The sequence below is a fragment of the Blastococcus saxobsidens genome (genome assembly GCF_002938435.1).
GTDB lineage: Bacteria > Actinomycetota > Actinomycetes > Mycobacteriales > Geodermatophilaceae > Blastococcus > Blastococcus saxobsidens.
In genome coordinates, this window is record NZ_POQT01000020.1 from 63940 (window position 1) to 81544 (window position 17605).

11 protein-coding genes are annotated in these 17605 nt (G+C 73.3%); 9 read left to right on the forward strand and 2 right to left on the reverse strand.

What is annotated here, in order from left to right; translation table 11 throughout:
• Window positions 1-31 precede the first annotated feature (31 nt).
• Genes C5507_RS13265 through C5507_RS13285 form a run of 5 tightly spaced genes read left to right on the forward strand, consistent with a single transcriptional unit; the run spans window position 32 to window position 8823 of the window.
• On the forward strand, window positions 32-2692 hold the full coding sequence (locus C5507_RS13265; protein ID WP_104528995.1) for a family 78 glycoside hydrolase catalytic domain: 2661 nt from the start codon (window positions 32-34) through the stop codon (window positions 2690-2692).
• Complete coding sequence (locus tag C5507_RS13270; RefSeq protein ID WP_104528996.1) at window positions 2689-3612, forward strand: alpha/beta hydrolase; 924 nt, start codon at window positions 2689-2691, stop codon at window positions 3610-3612. Before C5507_RS13265 ends, C5507_RS13270 begins: the two co-directional genes overlap by 4 nt.
• Entirely contained in the window at window positions 3609-6245 is a 2637-nt protein-coding gene (locus C5507_RS13275) for a glycoside hydrolase family 78 protein (RefSeq protein WP_104528997.1), read from the forward strand. The genes C5507_RS13270 and C5507_RS13275 overlap by 4 nt, the downstream gene beginning before the upstream one ends.
• Window positions 6246-6265: 20 nt before the next feature.
• Entirely contained in the window at window positions 6266-7324 is a 1059-nt protein-coding gene (locus C5507_RS13280) for a family 43 glycosylhydrolase (RefSeq protein WP_104529013.1), read from the forward strand.
• Window positions 7324-8823 carry a glycoside hydrolase family 43 protein gene (locus C5507_RS13285; protein ID WP_104528998.1) on the forward strand — a complete coding sequence of 500 codons (1500 nt, stop codon included), beginning with the start codon at window positions 7324-7326 and terminating at the stop codon, window positions 8821-8823. Before C5507_RS13280 ends, C5507_RS13285 begins: the two co-directional genes overlap by 1 nt.
• Before the next feature lie 25 nt (window positions 8824-8848).
• Here the strand turns inward: C5507_RS13285 and uidA are convergent, their stop codons facing one another.
• Window positions 8849-10627, reverse strand: a complete 1779-nt coding sequence (gene uidA, locus C5507_RS13290; RefSeq protein ID WP_104528999.1) for a beta-glucuronidase — start codon at window positions 10625-10627, stop codon at window positions 8849-8851.
• A 304-nt stretch (window positions 10628-10931) separates the two neighbouring features.
• Here uidA and C5507_RS13295 point away from each other — a divergent pair, with 304 nt between their 5' ends.
• From C5507_RS13295 to C5507_RS13310, 4 genes are read left to right on the forward strand one after another with little or no spacing between them, the layout of a single operon-like run.
• Window positions 10932-13337, forward strand: a complete 2406-nt coding sequence (locus C5507_RS13295) for a glycoside hydrolase family 2 TIM barrel-domain containing protein (protein WP_104529000.1) — start codon at window positions 10932-10934, stop codon at window positions 13335-13337.
• Window positions 13334-14200: a nucleoside hydrolase gene (locus tag C5507_RS13300; RefSeq protein ID WP_104529001.1), complete on the forward strand. Its 867-nt coding sequence runs from the start codon at window positions 13334-13336 to the stop codon at window positions 14198-14200. The genes C5507_RS13295 and C5507_RS13300 overlap by 4 nt, the downstream gene beginning before the upstream one ends.
• Entirely contained in the window at window positions 14197-15174 is a 978-nt protein-coding gene (locus C5507_RS13305; protein WP_104529002.1) for a Gfo/Idh/MocA family protein, read from the forward strand. The genes C5507_RS13300 and C5507_RS13305 overlap by 4 nt, the downstream gene beginning before the upstream one ends.
• Window positions 15171-17417: a glycoside hydrolase family 3 C-terminal domain-containing protein gene (locus C5507_RS13310; RefSeq protein WP_104529003.1), complete on the forward strand. Its 2247-nt coding sequence runs from the start codon at window positions 15171-15173 to the stop codon at window positions 17415-17417. The genes C5507_RS13305 and C5507_RS13310 overlap by 4 nt, the downstream gene beginning before the upstream one ends.
• 64 nt (window positions 17418-17481) lie before the next feature.
• Here the strand turns inward: C5507_RS13310 and C5507_RS13315 are convergent.
• Window positions 17482-17605: integrase core domain-containing protein (locus C5507_RS13315; RefSeq protein WP_158657601.1), on the reverse strand; the 124-nt coding region annotated here is incomplete at its 5' end.

The following is a 17605-nucleotide window of genomic DNA, read 5'->3' on the forward strand; positions in this document are numbered from 1 at the left end:
GGGCACCGGGATCCTTCCTGACAGGAGACGCATGTCCCCGACCTCCGGGCCTCCGCACCGCCTCCGGGTCGAGCACCTCGACCGGGCGCTGGGGATCCGCACGACGGCGCCCCGGCTGTCCTGGCGGCTGCCCGACGGGGCCCGCGAGCAGCTGGCCTACCGGATCACCACCGACAACGGCTGGGACAGCGGCTGGGTCGACAGCGGGCAGAACCTGCTCGTCACCTACGCAGGCCCCCCGCTCCTGTCGTCGCAGCGGGTGGAGTGGCGGGTGCGGCTGCGCACCGACCTCGGGGAGAGCCCGGTGTCGGCGCCGTCGTCGTTCGAGACGGGACTGCTCTGGGAGGAGGACTGGCAGGCATCCTGGGTGGAGCCGGGGCAGATGCCCGAGGGGTCGGCCGGTCAGCGGCCAGCCGCACTCCTCCGCTTCGAGTTCGACGTCGACCGGCCGGTGGTCGCCGCCCGGCTGCACGCCACGGCGCAGGGCGTCTACGAGGCCTTCCTGAACGGTGCCCGCGTGGGCGACGCCGAGCTGACCCCGGGGTGGACGCAGTACGACGTCCGGCTCCAGGTGCAGACGTGCGACGTCACCGCATCCGTCCGGTCGGGCCGCAACGCCATCGGCGTGGTCCTGGCCGACGGCTGGTTCCGCGGGCAGACGGGGATCACCCGGGCCGCCGAGCAGTGGGGCGACCGGCTGGCGGCCCTCCTCCAGCTCCAGGTGGAGCACGACGACGGCTCCGTGACCGTCGTGGGCAGCGGACCCGGCTGGCGCAGCAGCACGGGACACGTCGTCGCCGCCGACCTCATCGCGGGCGAGCGCTGGGATCTCACCCGGCTCGAGCGCGGGTGGGCGGGTCCGGCCTTCGACGACACGGCCTGGGACGACGTGGCCGTCGTGGAGCACGGTTTCGCGGGCCTGGTGGACTCGCCGGCGCCACCGGTCCGCCGCGTCGAGGAGATCGTCCCGGTGTCCGTCACCCGCCTGGACGCCCGCCGTCAGATCGTCGACCTCGGCCAGAACATCAACGGCTGGGTCCGGTTGACCGACCTCGGTCCGGCCGGCACGACGCTGACGCTGACCCACGGCGAGTGGCTCGACCAGGACGGCGACGTCACCACCGACCACCTCCGCCCCGCCGTGCCGTTCCTGCCCGAGCCGCTGCCGGCCGGGCAGGTGGACTCGGTCGTCTCCGCGGGCGTCCCCGGCGACGTGTTCGAGCCCCGGCGCACCACCCACGGCTTCCGCTACGTCCGCATCGATGGGCATCCCGGCGACCTCACGGCGGACGACGTCCGGGGCGTCGTCGTGCACACCGACCTGCGCCGCACCGGCTCCTTCGGCTGCAGCGAGGAGCGGGTGAACCGGTTCCACGAGGCCGCGGTCTGGAGCCTGCGCAGCAACGCCTGCGACGTCCCGACCGACTGCCCGCACCGGGAACGGAGCCCGTGGGTCGGTGACTGGCAGCTGTTCATCCCCACCGCTGCCTTCCTCTACGACGTCGCCGGGTTCTCGCTGAAGTGGTTGCGCGACGTCGCCGTCGACCAGTGGCCCGACGGCACGGTCGCGAACACGAGCCCCAGCACCCGCGGCGAGGGGCGGGAGAGCCCGATCGCCTTCCTGAACGGCTCGGCCGGCTGGGGTGACGCCGCGGTCATCGTGCCGTGGGAGCTGTACCGGGCCTACGGCGACGTCGACGTGCTCGACGAGCTGTGGCCGACGATGGTGCGCTGGCTGGCCCGTACGGAGCGGCTGGCCCGTGAGGGCCGGCACCCCGCTCGGGCGGCACGCCGCGCGGAACCGGCACCGCACGAGGAGTACCTGGTCGACACCGGCTTCCACTGGGGTGAATGGCTTGTCCCCGGCGAGGAGATCGACGACTTCCGGGCATGGGTAGCCGCGGACAAGGGGGACGTGGCGACGGCGTACTTCGCGCACAGCGCAGGCCTGATGGCCCGGATCGCCGACCTGACCGGCCGCCCGGAGGACGCCGCCCGGTACGCCGAGCTGGCCGGGAACGTCCGGGCCGCCTGGTGTGCGGAGTACCTGGACGACGCCGGGCGGCTGACGCCGGACACCCAGGCCAACCACGTCCGGGCCCTGGCCTTCGGACTGGTGCCGGACGAGCTGCGGGCAACCGTCGCCGATCGGCTGGTCGAGCTGATCCGCAAGGCCGACACCCACCTGGGCACCGGCTTCCTGGCCACGCCGCACCTGCTGCCGGTGCTCGCCGGCACCGGGCACCTCGACGTCGCCTACGAGCTGCTGATGCAGGACACCGAACCCTCCTGGCTCGTCATGGTGGACAGGGGGGCGACCACCGTGTGGGAGAGGTGGAACGGCGTCGACGCCGAGGGTGTGCCGCACGAGTCGCTGAACCACTACTCCAAGGGCGCGGTCGTCTCGTTCCTGCACCGCTACACCGCCGGGATCGAGGTGGTCGAGCCCGCCTACCGCCGCTTCCGCGTGCGCCCCCGGCCCGGCGGCGGGCTCACGCACGCCGAGGCCGCGCACGAGTCGCCGTACGGCCGGATCGAGTCCGCCTGGCGGATCGAGGGCGGTGCGTTCGAGCTGCGCGTCGTCGTCCCCGCCGGCACCGCGGCCGAGATCGTCCTGCCGGACGGGTCGGTCGACGGCGCCGGCCCGGGGACCCACACCTACACCTGCGCCCTCGAGGAGAGCCTGCGTTGACCGCCGAGACGACCGAGTGGGCCGGCCCGGCCCGCTTCCTGCCCCCGCACGAGCCCACCCGCCGCGACGACGGCGCACTGCACTACAGCGGGCTGACCTACGCCGCGCCCGTCGGCTTCCGCCCCCTCCAGCTGGACGTGTGGGTGCCTCCGACGGCGACCCCGAGCCCGCTGGTGGTGTGGATCCACGGCGGTGCGTGGATGGGCGGCGACCGCCGCCACCTGCCCGAGACCTTGCGTCCCGACCAGCTGTTCGACGCGCTGCTGGAGGTCGGCCTCGCCGTCGCGACCATCGACTACCGGCACGCGCTCGAGGCGCCGTTCCCCGCACAGCTGCACGACGCCAAGGCGGCCGTCCGCTACCTGCGCGCGCATGCCGACGTCCTGGGCGTCGACACCGCACGCATCGGCGTCGCCGGGGAGTCGGCCGGTGGTCATCTCGCCGCCCTGCTCGCGCTGACGGCCTTCCGCGCCGACCTCGAGGGCACGCAGGGTGTCGGTGGGACGTCGAGCGCGGTCGACGTCGTCGTCGACTGGTACGGGGTCGCCGACCTGTCGACCATGCCGCGGATGACCCCGCCCCCGCACCTCCTCGAGAAGCTGCCGCCGGAGTTCGCGACCCCTCCGGAGGACTTCCTCCTGAGCGGGGCGGACGCCGCGACGCGCGCCGACGCCAGCCCCGTCACCCACGTGACGCCGCAGGCGCCGCCCTTCCTGCTCGTCCACGGCACCACCGACTGGCTCGTGCCCTACAGCCAGAGCGAGCAGTTGCACGCCGCCCTGACGTCGGTCGGGGTGGAGTCCCGGCTGGTTCCGGTCGAGGGCGCCGAGCACATCTTCACCGGCTGCGACGACATCGACGCCGTCGTCCAGCTCTCGGTCGACTACCTGGCCACGAGCCTCAAGGGGGACCCGCGATGAGCGACCTGACCGTCCTGCCCGTCACCGCCGAGCACCACCGCGAGCCCTTCGGCATCGGCGAGACCACCCCCCGCCTGTCCTGGGTCGCGCGCACCGAGCTGCCCGGCTGGCGGCAGGCGGCCTACGAGCTGGAGATCGAGCCGCTCGACGGCCCGGCGTGGTCCTCCGGGCGGATCGGCTCCGCCGAGTCGGTGCTCGTCCCCTGGGGAGCGCCCCCGCTCGCCAGCCGCGAGCAGCGCAGCGTGCGGGTGCGCGTGTGGGGCGAGGGCGCCGCCGAGCCGTCCACCTGGAGCGAGGACGTCGTCGTCGAGGCGGGCCTGCTCGAGCCGTCGGACTGGTCCGCCGCGCTGGCCCGGCCGGTACTGCCGGCCGACGTGCCCGAGCCGGTCGTCCTGCTGCGCCGCGAGTTCGCCCTCGACAAGCCGGTCGTGCGGGCGCGCCTCTACGCGACGGCTCAGGGCGTCTACGAGGCGGAGCTCAACGGTGCCCCCGTCTCCGACGTCGTGCTCGCACCCGGGTGGACCAGCTACCGGCACCGGCTGCGCTACCAGACCTACGACGTCACCGGCCTGCTGACCGAGGGCGCCAACGCGCTGGGCGTCCAGCTGGCCGAGGGCTGGTTCACCGGTTACCTGGGCTTCACCGGCAAGCGCGAGTGGTACGGCGACCGCACCGGCGCCTTCCTGCAGCTGGAGGTGGACCACCCCGACGGCACGCGGACGCTGGTGGTCACCGACGGCGCCTGGCGCTCGGCCGGCGGACCGACGACGAGCTCCGGCCTCTACAACGGCGAGACCTACGACGCCCGCCGCGAGCTGCCGGGCTGGTCGCGGCCGGGCTTCGACGACGCGGCGTGGACCCCGGTCGAGGTCGGCGACCTCGACGTCTCCACCCTCGTGGCCCCCACCGGTCCGCCGGTGCGGCGGACGCAGATCGTGCCCGTCCAGGCCATCACCACGTCGCCGTCGGGGAGGACGCTGGTCGACTTCGGGCAGAACCTCGTCGGGCGGATCCGCTTCGCGCTGCCCGACGGCGCGGAAGGCACCGAGATCACCGTCCGGCACGCCGAGGTGCTCGAGCACGGCGAGCTGGGCACCAGGCCCCTGAAGGGCGCGCGCGCCACCGACGTCGTCGTCCTGGACGGCGCCGGCCCGCGGACCTGGGAGCCCCGGTTCACCTTCCACGGGTTCCGCTACGCGGAGGTCTCGGGCTGGCCGGGCGAGCTGCACGCCGACGACCTCGAGGCCGTCGTCCTGCACACCGACCTGCGCCGCACCGGCACGTTCACCTGCTCCGACCCCGACGTCGAGCGGCTGCACGAGAACGTCGTCTGGGGCATGCGCGGCAACTTCCTCGACATCCCCACCGACTGCCCCCAGCGGGACGAGCGGCTGGGCTGGACCGGCGACCTGCAGGTGTTCGCCCCCACGGCGTCGTTCCTCTACGACACCGCGGGCATGCTGCGCTCCTGGCTGAGCGACCTCGCGGTGGAGCAGCTGCGCGACCACGGCGGCATCGTGCCGATGTACGTGCCGTTCCTGCCGCTGTTGCCGTTCCCGCAGAAGCCGGAGACCGGCTGGGGGGACGCCGCCGTAGTGGTGCCCTGGGTGCTGTACCAGCGCACCGGCGACACCGGCCTGCTGGCGGCTCAGTGGGAGTCGATGGTCGCCTGGATCGACGCCTTCGCCGGCCGCGCCGGTGCGCACCTGGACTTCCCGGAGGGCGGCTTCTCCTTCGGCGACTGGCTGGACACCGCGGCGCCGCCGGACAACCCGGCCGCCGCCCGGACCCCGTGGCAGTGCGTGGCCACCGCGTACCTGTCGCGGTCGGCCCGGACGGTGGCGCAGGCGGCCGAGGTGCTGGGGCACGACGGGAGCCGGTTCGCCGAGCTCGCCGACCGGGCCGCGGCCCGGTTCCGCGCCGAGTACGTCAGCCCCAACGGCCGGGTGGCGTTCCCGTCGCAGACGGCCTACGCCATGGCGCTGGAGTTCGACCTGCTGGAGCCCGGGCAGCGGGAGCACGCCGGCCGGCTGCTGGCCGAGCAGGTGCTCAAGGACGGGTTCCACATCGCCAGCGGGTTCCTCGGCACGCCGCTGGTCACCGACGCCCTGACGAACGCCGGTGAGCTCCCGACCGCCTACGAGCTGCTGCTGCAGCGCGAGAGCCCCTCGTGGCTGTACGCCGTGACCATGGGTGCGACGACCATCTGGGAGCGCTGGGACTCCATGCTCCCGGACGGGACGATCAACCCCGGCGAGATGACGTCGTTCAACCACTACGCCCTGGGTGCGGTGGCCGACTGGCTGCACCGGACCGTGGCCGGGCTGGCCCCGGCCGGGCCCGGGTACCGGCGGCTCCGGGTGGCCCCGCGGCCCGGCCCGGGGATCACGTCGGCGGGCGCGACGCACGAGACGCCCTACGGGACGGCGGAGGTCTCCTGGACGCTGACCGGTGGGACGCGGTTCGCCCTGGAGGTGACCGTGCCGCCCAGCACGACGGCCGAGATCGTGCTGCCCGACGGCAGCGTCCCGGTGGAGGTCGGCTCCGGCCGGCACTCGTTCGCGGCCACGATCGCCGAGCCCCGGCCGGTCGAGAAGCCGGCGCTGTTCTTCAACCCCGACGACCACCAGTGACCGGCGGAGAGGCCCACGCGATGACCGCAGGGAAGTACGACTCCATCCGGCCGGGACAGGTCTGGCTCGACACGGACGGCAACCGGATCCAGGCCCACGGCGGATCCATCATCGAGGCCGACGGGGTCTTCTACTGGTACGGGGAGAACAAGGAGCGGACGAAGCCGGGCAACGGCATCTGGCACTGGGGCATCCGGTGCTACTCCTCGACGGACCTCTACAACTGGGAGGACCGGGGGCTGATCATCCCGCCGCAGCCGGAGGACCCCGATTCACCCCTGCACCCGGCCAAGAACGTCGACCGGCCGCACATCGTCCACAACGAGCGCACCGGGAAGTACGTGTGCTGGCTGAAGCTCATGGGGGAGGGGCACACGCAGGAGAGCACCGTGCTGGTCGCCGACTCGCTGCTGGGGCCGTACGAGATCGTCCGCACGGGGTTCCGCCCGCTCGGGATGAACGCCGGTGACTTCGATCTGGTCGTCCACCCGGAGGACGGCAAGGCCTACTACTACTACTACGAGCGGGTGCACAGCGAACTGATCTGCGCCGACCTGACCGAGGACTACACCGACGTCACCGGCTACTACTCGACGCACTTCCCGCGTCCGCACCCGCCGGCGGTGCGCGAGGCGCCGGCCTACTTCCGCCGGGGAGCCCAGCACTACCTGTTCACATCGGGGACGTCGTGGTACTTCCCCAACCGCTCCGAGGTCGCGACCGCCGAGACCTACCACGGGCCCTGGACCGTCCTGGGCGACCCGCACCCGGGGGACCCGACCGGGACGTCGTTCGGCTCGCAGATCACCTCGGTCTTCAAGCACCCGGGGAAGAAGGATCTCTACATCGCCCTGGCGGACCGGTGGCTGCCCGCGACGCCGCCCGAGGTGTCCCGCGCGGTGCACGACGACATGGCGCGCGTCTTCGGCGGTGGTGGCGAGCCGGACCCCGGGCTCTCGGCGGAGTTCGCGAAGGCGGACACGTCGGTGGCCGACTACGTGTGGCTGCCCGTCCGGTTCGACGGGGAGCAGCCGGTGCTCGACTGGCACGACGAGTGGCGGATCGAGGACCACGACTGATGCCCGCACCCGCGCACCCACGGCCCGTGGTCCCCGGTTTCCACCCGGACCCGAGCATCTGCCGGGTCGGGGACACGTACTGGATGGTCGTCTCCAGCTTCGAGTACGCGCCCGGGGTCCCGCTGTTCCGCTCGACCGACCTGGTCACCTGGGAGCAGGCCGGGCACGTGCTGGCCCGGCCGTCCCAGCTCGACGTGTCGAAGGCGCCGGGGTCCGGCGGGATCACCGCGCCGACGATCCGGTTCCACGACGGCCGGTTCTGGTTGGTCACCACGAACCTCGCCGACGGCGGGTGGCAGGTGCTCGTCCACGCCGAGGACCCGCTGGGGGAGTGGTCCGAGCCTGTCCGGCTGACCGACGTCCGCGGCATCGACCCCGACCTGGCGTGGGACGACGACGGCACGCTGCTGGTCACCTACGCCGGCTTCGGCACCGGGGGACCGGCCGGGCTGGTGCAGCAGGCCGTCGACCCGGTCACGGGTGCGGCGCTGACGGAACGGCGGCACGTCTGGCAGGGCACCGGCGGCCGGTTCCCGGAGGGACCGCACCTCTACCGGATCGGTCGGTACTGGTACCTGCTGATCGCCGAGGGCGGCACCGAGCGCGGGCACGCCGTGACGATCGCCCGCGGGCCCTCGCCATCCGGGCCGTTCGAGCCGTGCCCGGAGAACCCGCTGCTCACCCACCGCGGCATCGAGTCGCCGGTCCAGAACACCGGGCACTCCGACCTGGTGCAGCGGCCGGACGGCAGCTGGGCGATCGTCTTCCACGGCGTCCGGCCGCGGGGCGCCAGCCCGCAGTTCCACGTCCTCGGCCGCGAGACGTTCGCCGCCGAGGTGGTGTGGGAGGACGGCTGGCCGCGCATCGGCGAGTGGCTGGTGCCGACGATCGACGCGGTGCAGGCCGAGGAACTCGGGAGCCCGGCGCTGCCGGACTCCTGGGTGTCGCCGCGGCGCTTTCCGACCGAGCTGCTCACCCGGTCCGACGGCGGCTGGCGGCTCTCCGCCGCAGATCCGGACCCCACGTCGGAGGACTCCGCGTTCGCCGGCCGGCGGCAGGAGCACCTGGTCGCCTCCGCCCGGGCGGTCGTGGACGCGAGCCGGGGCGTCGGTGGGCTCGCGGTGCGCATGGACGCCCGGCACCAGCTCGCCCTGGAGGTGGACGGCGACCGCGTCCGGGCGATCGCGCAGGTCGGGCCGCTCCGGCAGGTGCTGGGGCAGACCTCCGTCCCGGCGGGCGAGGACGTCGTCCTGGAGATCCGTGCCGTGCCGGACGAGGGTCACTTCTCCTCGACGGCGCTGGGCCCGGACCAGCTCCTCGCCGGCGTCGTCGGCGGGAACGGGTTCACCGAGCTGGGCCGGCTGGACGGCCGGTACGTCTCCACCGAGGTCGCCGGCGGGATGACCGGCCGGCTGATGGGGGTGTGGTGTGCGCGGGGCGAGCTCGTGGTCCGCTCGTTCTCCTACGCCGGTACGGACGACCCGGAGACGTCGGTCTGACCGGTCGCGCGTCTGCTCGGATCGCTCACCGCAGCTGCTGCCAGCGGCGGCGGACGGCGAAGGCGGAGGCCTTCGGCTTGCGGTCGCGGGTGAACACGCCCTTCCGGTTGCCGCCGACCCGGAACGGGCTGGACGGCGTGGAGAAGTCCGCGAAGTTCCACACGTGCTCGCCCACGACGGCACTCACCCGGTCGAAGACGCGGTGGTACATCTCGAGCATCTCGACCTGGAACTCCTCGGTCCAGGGCTCCGCGAGGATGGAGTGCAGCCCGGCCAGCGTGTCCGCGCCGTACTCGCTGACCAGGATCGGCTTGCCCTCGGTGGCCCAGGCCTCGAGCTCTGCCTGCAGCGCCTTCTCGGCCGCGGGGAGGTCCCCGGTATTGATGGCCCAGCCGTAGTAGCGGTTGAGCATCACGACGTCGCCGAGTGCCTGTAGCCGGTCCTTGCCGTGCGGCGCACCCACCATGTTGGCGCTGCCGACGGGCCGGGTCGGGTCGAGCTCCCGGGTCAGCGCGAACAGCGGCTCGAAGTAGGCGACGGATGCCTCGGTGTCCGACTCCGGCTCGTTCGAGATGCTCCAGAGCACGACGCTCGGGTGGTTCTTGTCCCGCGCGACGAGCTCGCGGATCGCCTGCGCGTGCACCTCCTGGCTGACGTCGTTCAGGGCGTCGGGGGAGAAGGTCGGCGGGAACTGGCGCTGCAGGAAGCCGCCGATCATGCCGAAGTTCTGCCCGACCGCGGCGACCTCGTCGATGACGACGACGCCGTGCCGGTCGGCGTACTCCAGGACCTCCTCGGCGTACGGGTAGTGCGACGTGCGGAAGGAGTTGGCACCGATCCAGTCCATCAGCGCGAAGTCGTGGACCATCAGCACGTCGTCGTGCCCCCGCCCGCGCACCGGGGCGTCCTCGTGCTTGCCGAAGCCGCGGAAGTAGAACGGCTCCCCGTTGATCAGGAACTCCGTCCCCTTGATCCGCACCGTGCGGACGCCCACGGGCAGCACGTAGCTGTCCACGACCTCGTCCCCGGACACCAGGTCGACCCGCAGGTCGTAGAGGTAGCCCTCGCCCGGTCGCCACGGTCGGACGTCGTCGACCCGGAGGGTTCCGCTCGCACCGGTGTCCTGGGCGACCTCCACGCCCTCCGCGTCGAGCAGCGTGACCCGCACGTCGACCTCGTCCGGCCCCGCGAGGGCCACCTCGTAGTCGACGGTGCCGGCCGTGCCCTCGAGGCCGGTCACCACCGTGACGTCGTCGACGTAGGTGCGCGGCGTGCAGTACAGCCACACCGGGCGGTGCAGGCCGGCGTAGTTCGTGAAGTCGTGGAAAGGCTTCACCTGTCGGCCCTGGGGGCCGTCGTCGACGAGGCCGGGCGGCAGCGACTGGAAGGACACCCGGTTGTCCACGACGACGGTCACGCGCGCAGACGTCCCGGGCCGGACGTGATCGGTCACGTCGGCCTCGAACGGGGTGAACCCGCCCTCGTGCGCCACGACCTCGACGTCGTCGACCCAGACCACGGCACGGTGCGTCGCGGAGTCGAAACGCAGCACGATCCTCGAGCCGGCCCAGCCGCGCGGCACGAGTACGGTGGTCTGGTACCAGACGTCACCGACGTGGTCCCGGACGGACCGCTCGGGGAAGAGGTCGGTGAAGCTCGCCGGCACCGGCACCTCGCGGCTGTCGGGCAGCCGCCCACGCCACCAGCCCTCGCTCCGCCCGGCGTCGGTCGGGTCGAGGGTGAAGGCCCAGAGCGCGTCGAGGCGCCGCCGTTCGCGGGTGGGTCCGTCCTGGGGGCGCAGCATGGGACGAGTACGGCACAGGGCCGCACGGCGGAGCAACCGATTGCCAGCAATTGCCGTGGTCCGTCGGAGGGTGCGCCCCACGGCTCGCGCGCGCGGACCTCGGCGACCGATCGTGCCGCTCAATGACAAGGCCCTCGGCCCCGGTGACGCCGGTCACCGATGATCGGACCGCGCGAGCCCGGTCATGCGGTCCAGCAGACGGCGGACCGCTCGAACGGCCGGACTCGCGGGCATGGGGCGTTCCAGCCAGGACGCCATCCGTCGCGTGCTGCCCCTCGTTCCGCTCCACGGCGATTGGACAGCCATGCGACGCATCCCCTTCAACCGCGGCTGGGAGACCCGGGCGCACGCGAACTTCTTCGCCGAGATGCACGGCGCCGCCGCGCCGTGGCAGCCGGTCACGCTGCCGCACGACGCGGCGCTGGGGCGCACCCGCGATGCCGCGAACGGTGCCGGGTCCGGTTACGTCCCGGGTGGTGTGTACGAGTACCGGACGACCCTCGCCGCACCGGCGGAGTACCGCGACCGGCGGGTGCTGCTGGAGTTCGAGGGCGTCTACCGCACCGCGATGGTCTACGTGAACGGCAGCCTCGCCGGCTCCTGGGCCACCGGGTACACCGGCTTCGTGGTCGATCTGGACGACCACCTGCGCTACGGCGGCGACAACGAGATCCGCGTCGTCTGCCGCGCGCACCAGGACTCCCGCTGGTACTCCGGTGCCGGCATCCACCGGCCGGTGCACCTGGTGGTGGGCCCGCTGACGCACCTCGCGCTCGACGGCGTCCGGGTCACGACCACAGAGGTCGACGCCGAGTTCGCCGTCGTGGAGGTGGCGACGACCGTCGAGCACGACGGCCGGGGTCTGCGGACGCTCGAGCTCGTCACCGAGGTCCGGGACGGCGAGGGCTCGGCCGTGGCGACCGCGACGTCCCCGGTCACCGTGCTGCCCGGCGAGCCGGCCGTCGTCCGCCAGCGGCTGCTCCTGCCCACGCCCGCGCTGTGGGGCCCCGACTCGCCGTCGCTCTACACGGCGGCCGTCGTCCTCCGCGACGGTGGCACCGACGTGGACGACGACGCGGTGAGCTTCGGCGTCCGGACGCTCTCGCTCGACCCCGAGCGGGGCCTGCGGATCAACGGCGAGCCGATCAAGCTGCGCGGCGCCTGCGTGCACTCCGACAACGGCGTGCTCGGCGCGGCCACGATCGGCCGGGCCGAGGAGCGCCGGGTCCAGCTGCTCAAGGAGGCCGGGTTCAACGCCCTGCGCAGCGCGCACAACCCCATGAGCCGCGCGATGCTCGACGCCTGCGACCGGTACGGCGTCCTGGTCATGGACGAGCTGACCGACGTCTGGACCGAGAGCAAGACCGACTTCGACGCGGCGCTGGACTTCCCGCAGTGGTGGGAGCGCGACGTCGAGGCGATGGTCGCCAAGGACGTCAACCACCCGAGCGTCGTCTTCTACTCGATCGGCAACGAGATCCCCGAGGTCGCGAAGCCGCACGGCGCGGTGTGGTCGCGGCGGCTGGCCGAGAAGGTCCGCGCGCTGGACGGCACCCGGTTCGTCACCAACGGGATCAACGCCATGCTCGCCGTCATCGGTGAGGCGAAGGCCGCCGAGGAGCAGGCGGGCATCAACACGATGCTCACCGACATGGGCGCGTTCATGGACGAGCTGTCGGCGTCCGAGCTCGTGGCGACGCGGACGGCGGAGGCCTACGACGTCCTCGACGCGGCCGGCATGAACTACATGGAGGCCCGCTACCAGCTCGACCGGACGCTGTTCCCGCGCCGGGTGATCGTCGGGGCGGAGACCTTCGCGGGCAAGATCGACCGGCTCTGGCGGCTCGTCCTCGACCACCCGCACGTGATCGGCGACTTCACCTGGACCGGCTGGGACTACCTCGGGGAGGCGGGCGTCGGCCGGGTGGCGGCCGCCGACGACCCGACCGCAGGGCAGTTCGGCGCGCCCTACCCGTGGCTGCTCGCGCACGTCGGCGACATCGACATCACCGGGCACCGGCGGCCGGCGTCCTACTACCGCGAGATCGTCTTCGGTCGCCGCCGGGACCCCTACATCGCCGTGCTGCGGCCCGAGCGGCACGGCCGCGAGCTGTCGGCCACCCCGTGGGCGTGGAGCGACACCGTCGGCAGCTGGAGCTGGGCCGGCGCGGAGGAGAAGCCGGTGACGGTCGAGGTCTACAGCGACGCCGACGAGGTGGAGCTGCTGCTGGACGGCACCTCGCTGGGCACGGCGAAGGCCGGCGAGGCCAACCGGTTCCGGGCCGCCTTCGAGGTCACCTACGCGCCGGGCGAGCTCACCGCCGTGAGTCGCACGGGCGGGCAGGAGACCGGGCGCTGCTCCCTGCGGTCGGCCACGGGGCCGCTCGCGCTGGCCGCGGCAGCCGACCGCCCGGTGGTCCGGGCCGACGACACCGACCTGGCCCACGTCACCCTGACGCTGGAGGACGCCGACGGCGTCGTCGCGCTCGGCGTGGACCGCGAGGTGACCGTCACGGTCGAGGGCCCGGGCGTCCTGCAGGGCTTCGGCAGCGCCGCGCCGGCGACCGAGGAGTCCTACCTCGACGACGTGCACACCACCTTCGACGGTCGCGCGCTGGCCGTCGTCCGCCCGACCGGCGCGGGAACGATCACGCTCACCGCGACCGCGCCGGGTTGTCCGCCCGTCTCCCTAGGAATCGAGGCTCGATGAGCTCCCTGCGCATCGGCGTGCAGTGCCGCGTCGTCGTCGACAACGACTGGGCCGGTGACCCCGACGGCCTGGTCGCGCTGGCCCACCACCTGCTGTCGCCGACCAACCGCGTGGTGGCGGTGACCAGCTCCCTGATCAGCCCGATGTTCGGTGTGCCGGACGGCTCGGTGCAGGGTGCCGCGATGGCCCGCGAGCTCGTCGACCTGATCGGCGGGCCGGCCGCTGCGCCCGTGCACGAGGGGAGCGACACGGCGTTCGGGTCGGGGGACGCGAGCTCGGCCGCGTCGACCGCCATCGTCGCCGCGGCGCGGCAGGAGGACCCGCTGCCGCTCTACCTGGTCTGCGGAGGTCCGCTGACCAACGTCGCGGCCGCGCTGCAGCAGGACCCCGGCATCGCGGAGCGGCTCACGCTGGTCTGGATCGGCGGTGCGCTCGACGCGGGAGCGGAGGAGTACAACCGCGACACCGACCGGGCGGCCGCCGATTTCGTGCTGGGCCACCCGACGCTGGAGATCTTCCAGTTCCCGCTGGAGACCTACCGGCGGTGCGCCTACTCCGTGGCCGAGCTCGAGCACGACCTCGGTGGGAGCGGGCGCGTCGGCCGCTGGCTGTGGGAGCGGTTCGCCTCCCTCCCGCTGCCGGACTTCATCAGCCTCGGCGGGGTGTGGCCGCTGGGCGACAGCCCGCCGCTGCTGGTCACCGCGCTCGGGGACGAGTCGAGCACCTACACCGCGACCCCGGCGGGCGACGGGCACGGGGCGCGGCGGGTGTACACCGACGTCGACGTCCGGCTCCTGGTCGCCGATCTGTACGCCCGGCTGCGCCTGCACGAGGCCCGTCGCCGGTCGGTGGACGTGCCGTGAGCCGGTTGCGGTGGGGGATCGTCGGTACCGGCGGCATCAGCCGGACGACGGCCGGCGACCTGCACCTGACCGAGAACCTGGACCTGGTCGCGGTGGCGTCGCGGACGGCAGCGCACGCGGAGGCCTTCGCCGCCGAGTTCGACGTGCCGCGCGCGCACGGCGACTACGACGCGCTGTTCGCCGACGACCAGGTCGACGTCGTCTACATCTGCACACCCATCGGCACGCACGCCGAGGTGGCCCGGCGGGCGCTGCTGGCCGGCAAGCACGTCCTCCTGGAGAAGGCCTTCACCACCACCGCTGCCGAGGCCCGTGGGCTGGCCGCGCTCGCCGCGGAGGAGGGCCGCTTCCTCATGGAGGCGATGTGGATGCGGTTCAACCCGATGATCCAGCGCGTCCTGGACGAGGTGGCCGCCGGTGTGATCGGCGACGTCCGGACACTGCAGGCAGCGTTCGGTTTCACCCCGCCCCCGGACCGGGTCCACTGGCGTCCGGACCTGGGCGGGGGAGCTCTGCTCGACATGGGCGTCTACCCCCTCACGCTCGCCCACCTGCTCCTGGGGATACCCGACCGTGTCGAGGCGACCGGTGAGGTGCGCGACGACGGCCTGGACATGACGGCTTCGGTCTTCCTGCGCTACGGCGACGGCCGGTTCGCGCACGCGCTCACCACCCTTGCCGGGCCGATCGACGCGGTGGCAGCCGTCGGTGGGACGCGCGGCGTCATCTCCCTGGACCCGCCGTTCTTCCTGCGCGACTCGTACCGCGTGCTGAGCGTGCCGGAGTTCACGACCCGGTCGGAGTCGGTGGCCCTCGAGGGCCGGGGCTACGTACCGATGTTCCGGGCGGTCGGCGAGGCTCTCGCCGACGGTCTGCGGGAGCATCCGCTGCGGCCGCTGGCAGACACCATCGCAGTGCTGGACATCATCGACGACGTACGCCGACAACTGACCGAGGACGGAACACCGGCATGACGCAGGCACCCCACGACAGGACGGCGCTCGAGGCCCTGCCCCTCGAGCGGAAGGCGGCCCTGCTGTCGGGCCAGGACTTCTGGTCCACGGCGCCGATCGAGGAGGCCGGGCTCCCGTCGGTCGTCCTCACGGACGGGCCGCACGGGGTGCGTCGCCAGGCCGGGGACTTCGACCAGATCGGCCTGCTGCCGAGCCTGCCGGCCACCTGCTTCCCGCCCGCGGTCGCCGTCGCGTCGAGCTGGGACCCGGAGGTGGCCGAGCGGATCGGTGCCGCGGTCGGCCGGGAAGCACGCGCCCTCGGCGTGCCGGTGGTCCTCGGCCCCGGCGTGAACATCAAGCGGTCGCCGCTGTGCGGGCGCAACTTCGAGTACTACTCGGAGGACCCGCTGCTGGCCGGGGTGCTGGGCGCCGCCCACGTGCGGGGGCAGCAGGGCGAGGGCGTCGGCGCCTCGGTCAAGCACTTCGCGGCCAACAACCAGGAGACCCAGCGCATGCAGGTCAGCGCCGAGGTCGACGAGCGCACCCTGCGCGAGATCTACCTGCCGGCCTTCGAGCGCGTGGTCACCGAGGCGCAGCCGGCCACGGTCATGTGCGCCTACAACAAGGTCAACGGCGTCTACGCCTCGCAGAACCGGTGGCTGCTGACCGAGGTCCTGCGCGACGAGTGGGGCTTCGAGGGCGCCGTCGTCTCCGACTGGGGCGCCGTCCAGGACCGGGTGGCGGCGCTGGAGGCCGGTCTCGACCTGCAGATGCCCGGCGACCACGGCACCGGCAACGGGCTGGTCGTGGACGCGGTGAAGGAAGGCAGGCTGGAGGAGTTGGTCGTGGACCGCAGCGTCCGGCGGGTGGCGGCGCTGGCCGAGCTGGTGACCGAACCCGCCGACGGCTTCGACGTGGACGGCCACCACGCGCTGGCCCGCGAGCTCGCCGCCGACTGCGCCGTCCTGCTGAAGAACGACGGCGGCACCCTGCCGCTGGCCCCCGGGGCCCGGATCGCCGTGGTGGGCGAGTTCGGCCGCACCCCGCGGTACCAGGGCGGGGGCAGCTCGAACGTCAACGCCACCCGCGTGGACGACGCCCTGAGCGCGCTCCGGGAGCTCGTCGACGGCCCGATCGCCTTCGCGCCCGGCTTCACCCTCGACGGCTCCGGGAACGCGGACGCGCTGCGCGAGGAGGCGGTCGCGGCCGCCCGGGACGCCGAGATCGCCGTCGTCTTCGCCGGGCTGGCCGACGCCGACGAGTCCGAGGGCTTCGACCGTACGACCCTCGACCTGCCCACCGCCCAGGTCGAGGTCATCCGGGCCGTGGCGCAGGCGAGCCCGCGGACCGTCGTCGTCCTGTCGTCGGGCGGTGTGGTGTCGCTGGAGGGCTGGCACGACGACGTCGACGCGGTCCTGGCCGGCTTCCTGCTCGGCCAGGCCGGCGGGAGCGCCCTGGCCGACCTGCTCGTGGGCCGGGCGAACCCCTCGGGCCGGCTGGCCGAGACGATCCCACTGCGCCTGGAGGACAACCCGAGCCACCTCAACTTCCCGGGCGAGCAGGGGCACGTCCGGTACGGCGAGGGCGTGATGGTCGGCTACCGGCACTACACGACCGTCGGCCGGGCCGTGCGGTACCCGTTCGGCCACGGGCTGGGCTACACGACGGTGGAGACCGGCGACCTGGAGGTGGTCGCGACCGGGGACGACAGCGCCTCGGTGACCGTGACGGTCGCCAACACCGGGGAGCGCGCCGGCCGGCACGTCGTCCAGGTCTACGTGGCGACGACGGCCGGCCCGGTCCGCCGCCCCGCGCGCGAGCTGCGGGCCTTCACCAAGGTGTCCCTGGAGCCGGGGGAGTCCCGCACGGTGACCCTGGAACTGGACCGGCGGGCCTTCGCCTACTGGGACGTCCGCGAGGGCGGCTGGATCGTCGCGCCGGGCGAGTACACCGTGCAGATCGGTCGCAGCGCCGCCGACGTCGTGGCCGAGGCGACGCTCGCGCTGGCCGGGGACGACGTCGTCCCGGAGCTGACGCTGGCGTCGTCGGTCGCCGAGTGGTTCGGCCACCCGGTAGTCGGGGCGGAGCTCCTGGCGGGGTTCCTCGCGACGATGCCCGAGGGCGCCGCCGAGATGCACGACGGCATGCTGCACATGATCGGCTCGATGCCGATGGGCCGGTTCGCCGCGGACTTCGGCTCGGCCATCCCCGTCGCCGAGCTCGAGCGGCTGATGGACGTCGCCCGGGCGGCCCGCGCGGGCTGACCCCTCCAGGGAACGCGAGCGGGGCCCGGGATCTCCTCGATCCCGGGCCCCGCTGCTCCGACGGCTAGGTGTGATGCCCAGCCAGGTTGTTCAACCTGGTGATGGGTGGCGCCTTCCCGACCGCTGAGTGGGGCCGGTGGTGGTTGTACTGGTGGACCCATGCTGGCAGAGCCGCGAGCCGAGCTGCC